This window comes from Burkholderia sp. Ac-20345 (assembly GCF_017104825.1).
Lineage (GTDB): Bacteria > Pseudomonadota > Gammaproteobacteria > Burkholderiales > Burkholderiaceae > Burkholderia > Burkholderia lata_B.
This window is the reverse complement of sequence record NZ_JAAGPO010000330.1, coordinates 1-6,333: the sequence shown is the minus strand read 5'-3', so window position 1 is coordinate 6,333 and position 6,333 is coordinate 1. Positions and strand designations below refer to the sequence as shown.

Below are 6,333 nucleotides of genomic sequence, written 5' to 3'. Positions count from 1 at the left end.
GATGCCGCGCCGCCGCGCGGCCCGCGCGCCGTCAGCGAAGCGGGCGACTTCGCCGCGAGCGTCGAGGAACGCAAGTTCGTCTGCCTGCTCGACGACGGGTGTCTCCTGATTGCCGACGGCCACGAGATGAATCCGTTCGTGCTGTCGTATCGCGCGCGGCTTGACCGGATGGGCCGGCCGTACCGGCCGACGCCCGCGACGCTGATGCAGGTGCGCGAGGCATACCGGCAGAACGCCGCGGGCGGCGGCGAGCGGCTCGATCACACGGTGATGCAGGTGCTCGCGAAGGAGCTGATCGGCCGCGCGTGCCGCGAGCGCGCATCGGACATCCATATCCGCGTGCGCCGCTTCAGCACCGAGGTCTACTTCCGGATCCACAACGAGCTCATGCGCGTGAACGAGCATACGCGCGAGCACGGCGAGCGGCTGCTCGCGACGCTGTACGGCGCGATGACGACCGTGTCGGACAACAGCTACCGGCCGAGCGAACGTCAGGACGCGAGCATTGGCGACCGCGACAAGCTGCCGGACGATCTGTACGGCGTGCGGATCGCGACGACGCCGACCAACGAAGGCAGCCTGATGGTGCTGCGGCTCCTGTACAACGATGCGGGCGACGCGACCGATCTCGCGGCGCTCGGCTTCGCGCCCGAGCACGTCGCGGCGTTCCGTGCGCTGCGGGCACAGCCGCACGGGATGAACATCATTAGCGGCCCGACGGGTTCCGGCAAATCGACGACGCTGCAGCGGATGCTCGCCGCTCAGATCGACGAGTCGCGCGGCAGCCTGCACGTGATCACGGTCGAGGACCCGATCGAATATCCGATCGACGGCGCGGTGCAGACGCCCGTCGCGAACGCGCCGACCGAGGACGCGCGCGCGCTCGCGTTCGCGGCGGCGATCACGAACGCGATGCGGCTCGATCCGGACACGATCATGATCGGCGAGGTCCGCGACCGCGCGTCCGGGCAGACGGCGCTGCGCGCGTCGATGACGGGCCACCAGGTGTGGACGACGGTGCACGCGAACAGTGCGCTCGCGATCGCCGACCGCCTGATCGATCTAGGCCTGCACGCGCGGATGGTCACTGATCACACGGTGATCTCGGGGCTCATCAGCCAGCGTCTCGTGAAGCTGCTGTGTCCGCATTGCAAGCTGCGGCTCGTCGACCATCCGGACCGGATCGAGCCGGGCCTGTTCGCGCGGCTGCGGCTCGCGCTCGACAGCCGGATGCACGACGTGTGCATCGCAGGCGATGGCTGCGAGCACTGCCGCACGGTCGGCACGATCGGCCGCACCGTCGTCGCCGAAGTGATCCTGCCCGATGCGCGGCTGTTCGAATTCCTGCGCGACGGCGACAAGGTCGGCGCGCTCGAGTACTGGACCACCACGCGCGGCGGGATGACGCTTGGCGAGCACGCGCTTCGCAAGGTCGCGGCGGGGCTCGTCGATCCGCGCGGCGTCGAGCGCGTCGTCGGCGCGCTCGCGCCGGTTGCGGGCGAAGCGCGACAGCAACTGTCGCTCGTCGGATTCAGCTATGGCACTTGAGCTGAATCGCCGCTGGGCGAAGTTCTGCCTGAATGCCGACGAGCGGCTGCGCGTCTATCGGAAGATCGCGAAGATGCTCGGCAACGGGGTGCCGCTCCTCAAGGTGCTGGAGGAACTCGAATGGCGCGCGTCGAGGGAAGGGAGCAAGCCGCGCGAGCCGCTCGCGATCGTGCTGTCCGACTGGCGGCTCGCCGTGCAGAACGGCCGGATGCTGTCGGAGGCGATGGAGGCATGGGTACCCGCGACGGAGCAGATGATCGTCGCGGCGGGCGAGCAGGCGGGGCACATCGAGGACGCGCTCGTGTCGGTTGCCGACATCGTGCAGTCGAGCCGCAAGATCCGCCGCGCAGTCACGGGCGGCGTCGCGTATCCGGTCGGGCTCGTCGTGATGGTGATCGGCTATCTGTACCTGTTCGGCACGCACGTGATCCCGAAGTTCGCGCTGATCGCCGATCCGACGCACTGGCGCGGCGCCGCTCGCTCGCTGTACCTGATGTCGCTGTTCGTGCAGGGCTGGATGCCCGTCGTCGTCGCGGCGCTCGTCGCGGTGCTCGCCGCGCTCGCGTGGTCGCTGCCGCGCTGGCGCGGGCCGCTGCGGATCTACGCGGATCGCGTGCCGCCTTATTCGATCTACCGGCTCGTCACGGGCAGCGGCTTCCTGATCGCGTTCTCGGTGCTGCAGGCGTCGGGCGTCACGGTCGAGAGGGCGCTGCTCAAGATCGGCGCGGTCGCGGAGCCGTGGCTGCGCGAGCGGATCGACGACACGCTGGTCGGCGTGAAGTCGGGCCTCAACGCCGGCGAGGCGCTGCGCAACGCCGGTTATCAGTTTCCGTCGCGCGAGATCGTCGAGGATTTGTGCATCTACGCCGAATACCGCGGCTTCGACGCGGCACTCAAGATGCTCGCCGACGAATGGCTCGAAGAGGGCGTCGCGCGGATTACCGCGCAGATGCGCGTGCTTAACGGCGTCGCGATCGTCGCGCTCGCGATGGTGATCGGCTGGCTCGTGACGGGCTTCTTCGGCATCCAGCAGGAAATCGCCGCGATGACGCGCGCGATGCATTGACGTCGCGCATTTTCAATTCAGGAGAACACACTATGAAACCACTCACCAACCCTCCCACCTATCGACACACACCGGCGTTCTGCCGGAGGCACCGCAAGGAGCGCGGTGCGTCGCTGCTCGAGAGCATCGCGTATCTGGGCGTCGCGGCGATCGTGATCGTCGGCGCGATCGCGCTGCTCGGGTCGGCGTTCTCGAGCGCGAATACGAATCGGCTGACCGAGGATCTGAATGCGATTCAGACGGGCACAAAAAAGCTTTACATGGGGCAGGTGAACAACTACGGCACGGATACGATGAACGCGAATTTGAGTGCGGCGAAGGTGTTTCCGGCGACGCTGACACAGGACGGCAAAGGCGGTGTTTCGAATACGTGGGGAGGGACTGTGACCGTGACCGGTGCGACGCAGACTTTCACAGTCACTTACACGAACGTGCCGAGAGAAGTCTGCGTCAATACGTTGACGGCCGGCGGAAACTGGAAATCGGCGAAGATCAGCAACACGTCCGTCGATTATCCGGTCTCGCCGACCGCTGCGACGGGCGCTTGCACCGATAGCGCCACCATCGTCTGGACGTCGAACTGACACCACCAGACTCATTCGCTATCGGCCACGTCACTTATGTACGCCCTCGCCGCCGCACTGGCCTTCGCGTCGATCGCCGCTGTCTATGCGACGCTGCATGACCCGTCCGCCATTCCAGCGCTGCAACCGGCGCGCACCGCGCAGGCGCTTGCCGAAAACCTCGCCATCTACCGGCAGGCGACGCTCGACTACGCGCGCGTGCATCCCGGCACACGTGGCACGGTGCCAAATACGCGGCTGCCGTTTCCGACCTGGTATCCGGGCGCGAACCCGCTATGGCGCAACTACGTCATGGACGGCACCGTCGTCGCGTATGCGTCGGCGGCGCCGTCCGTCAATATCATCGGCGAAATCACGACGCTCGCCGACGGTTCGCTGTTCGCGGGCGTCGCGTATCGCAATGCGGTCGTGCGCCCCGGCAACGCGAATCCGAACGCGCCGGTGAGCGGCGTGCCGCTGCCAGCCGGGTTGAAGATTGCGAACGGCATGCCGGTCTGGATGGGGCAAGCGTACTGATGCATTTCAAGTCTTCCCGTCGCCGCGCGCGCGGCATCGCGCTGATCGAGGTGCTCGGCGCGCTGGCGATCGCCGCAGTGATGCTCGCCGGCATCGCGATGATGATGGATTCGTCGCTGGACGACGTGCGTGCGGAGCAGGCTGCGCAATACCAGGCGCAGGTGACGGCCGCCGCCACGCGGGCGTTGAAGCGCGATTACGATACCTGGCTGCAGCGCGCGAACAAACAAACGCCCATCGTGATGAAGCTTGCCGATCTGCAGGCGACGAATGATCTGCCTGCAGCACTTCGGCCGACGAATGCATACGGCCAGAACACGTGCGTACTCGTCAAGCGGAGCGCACTCGGCACCGGGCTCGACGCGCTGGTCGTGACGACCGGCGGCGAGACGATCGGCGACAAGGAACTCGGGCTCGTCGCCGCGAGTGCGGGGCCGGGCGGCGGTTCGATCAGCAGGGCGTTTCCGAATGAAGTGCGCGGCGCATTCGACGCGTGGCGGATGCCGCTCGGCACGTTTCTCGGCGGCAGCTCGCCAACCTGCGATCCGAACGGCGCCACGCCGCCGAATGTGGGTCACCTCGCGAACGAGATCTTCTTCAACGGCCCGGGCCAGCAGATCAACAGCGATTACCTGTACCGCGTTGGCGTCAGCGGCCATCCGGAGGCGAACGCGATGCAGGTGCCGATCTGGCTCACGCACACGTTCACGGACGGCAACCCCGACGCGGCGAACTGCGGAACGGCCGGCAACTTCACGAACGGCAAGCTTGGCGCGGACGCATTCGGCAATCTGCTGAGCTGCAAGAGTGGCGTGTGGCGCGGCGCTGGCGGCCACTGGAAGGATCCTGTCGAAAGGACCAACGATCTGCCCACCGATGCATCGAACCAGAAAGGCGACGTGCGCCTCACGCTCGACAAATTCCGTGCCTACGCGTGGACGGGCGCCGCCTGGCAGGCGCTCGCGGTCGATCAGAACGACAACCTGATCGTGCCCGGCGTCGTTTCCGCGAACCAGTACGAGATCACCGGGCGTGTCGTCGTCAACACGCCGTGCGCGCCCGACAAGAATCGTCCAACTGCCGGCCTCGTATCGATGGGCCAGGACGGACAAGTGCTGTCGTGCCAAGACGGCAAGTGGCTGCCGCAGTCAGGGATCAAGATCGGCGGCACCGACACGGCATGCGCGATCCTGATGGAGACGCCTGGCGCGAGTGATTTTTCGTGCGGGTTCACCTACCGTGGCGGGTATCCGAATCCGCCGCTCATCACCTACGAACGGGACGGCACGTATACGTACACGATCGACCGGCCGGTGAAGCTCGACAACAATGGGCTGATTGCGGTGAGCGCATACATGCACATGAGCTATGCGACCTGCGACCAGAAGGGGCGGGAAGGGCAGATGCGCCTGGTCGTCGAAGTCATCGACCGTCAGGGCGACAAGGTGATCGCGCACAACGAGGCGCAGTCGTCGAAATTGCGCGAAGACGCCGCGACGATCAACGTCACGCTGAACGTGGCCGCCGAGCCGCGCAGCGGATACACGGTCAGGCTTTCGAGCAAATGGGCGACGTATGACGGCTACGCGAAGACGCCGTGGACGTCCTCCTATTGCGGCGGCGGCCAGACCTTCCTTCAGACGCCGCTCGCAACCGGCTGGACCATCAATTCGTTCTATTGAACGGACCTTCGCCGCGCGCGGCCGCCGCCGCGCCCGGATGCGGTTAACTGCACGGGTCTCCCATTCGCGGCGCGCGCCTGTCCGACCGACGGCCGCGCGTCCTCACCGGACGGACCCATGAAGGCCAAGATTTCCATTTTTCTGTCCCTGATGTGCTCGCTTGCGAGCCTTTCCGTCGATGCCGCGCCGATCCGCTGGCGCAGCACCGAAATCCAGTACGCGGCGGAAGGCAAGGACGTGAAGGACGTCCTGCGCGACCTCTCCGCGAGCCAGAACATCGCGGCGAACGTCGCGCCCGGCGTGAGCGGCGCCGTCAGCGGCAAGATGAAGATGTCGCCGCAGCGCTTCCTCGACACGCTCTCCGCGTCGTTCGGATTCGTCTGGTACTACGACGGCACCGTGCTGTACGTGACGCCCGCGAGCGACATGAAGAGCACGCTCGTCAAGCTCGATCACGCGAACATGGGCGATCTGCGGGACCTGCTCGAGCAGATGAAGGTCGCCGATCCGCGCTATCCGGTCACCTACAACGCGCAGCAGCGCACCGCGCTCGTCGCGGGGCCGCCGCGCTATGTCGAGCTCGTGACGAGCGTCGCCGCGCGGCTCGACGAGAATTCCGCGCGCACGGGCGGCACGACGATCCGCGTGTTCTCGCTGAAGCACGCGTGGGCCGCCGACCGCGACGTCAACGTCGACGGCACGACGGTGACGATGCCGGGCGTCGCGTCGCTGCTGAACCGGATGTATCACCCGGGCGACGGCAAGCGCGCGTCGCAGACGACCGTCGGCAAGCCGATCAGCCGCGCCGCACCGATGACGGATCTCGGCGGCGGGCGCGGCGGCGTGCCGCAATTGCCGCCGCTGCCGCCGTACATGCAGGGTGCGCAGTCGGGCGATGGCGCGGGCATGCCGGCCGGCGGCCTCGGCGGTCAGGGCA

General features: G+C 66.9%; 6 protein-coding genes. All 6 read left to right on the top strand.

What is annotated here, in order from left to right; translation table 11 throughout:
* A partial coding sequence (locus G3O06_RS45765) for an ATPase, T2SS/T4P/T4SS family (protein ID WP_205820027.1) occupies positions 1–1,548 on the top strand: 1,548 nt, incomplete at its 5' end.
* Positions 1,538–2,614 carry a type II secretion system F family protein gene (locus G3O06_RS45760; protein WP_205820026.1) on the top strand — a complete coding sequence of 359 codons (1,077 nt, stop codon included), beginning with the start codon at positions 1,538–1,540 and terminating at the stop codon, positions 2,612–2,614. The genes G3O06_RS45765 and G3O06_RS45760, both read left to right, overlap by 11 nt.
* A gap of 32 nt (positions 2,615–2,646) precedes the next feature.
* Complete coding sequence (locus tag G3O06_RS45755; protein WP_205820025.1) at positions 2,647–3,198, top strand: type 4 pilus major pilin; 552 nt, start codon at positions 2,647–2,649, stop codon at positions 3,196–3,198.
* A gap of 36 nt (positions 3,199–3,234) precedes the next feature.
* Positions 3,235–3,714 carry a type IV pilus biogenesis protein PilM gene (gene pilM, locus G3O06_RS45750; RefSeq protein WP_205820024.1) on the top strand — a complete coding sequence of 160 codons (480 nt, stop codon included), beginning with the start codon at positions 3,235–3,237 and terminating at the stop codon, positions 3,712–3,714.
* Positions 3,714–5,396, top strand: a complete 1,683-nt coding sequence (pilV, locus tag G3O06_RS45745; protein ID WP_205820023.1) for a shufflon system plasmid conjugative transfer pilus tip adhesin PilV — start codon at positions 3,714–3,716, stop codon at positions 5,394–5,396. Before pilM ends, pilV begins: the two co-directional genes overlap by 1 nt.
* A 117-nt stretch (positions 5,397–5,513) precedes the next feature.
* Positions 5,514–6,333: secretin N-terminal domain-containing protein (locus tag G3O06_RS45740; protein WP_346779596.1), on the top strand; the 820-nt coding region annotated here is incomplete at its 3' end.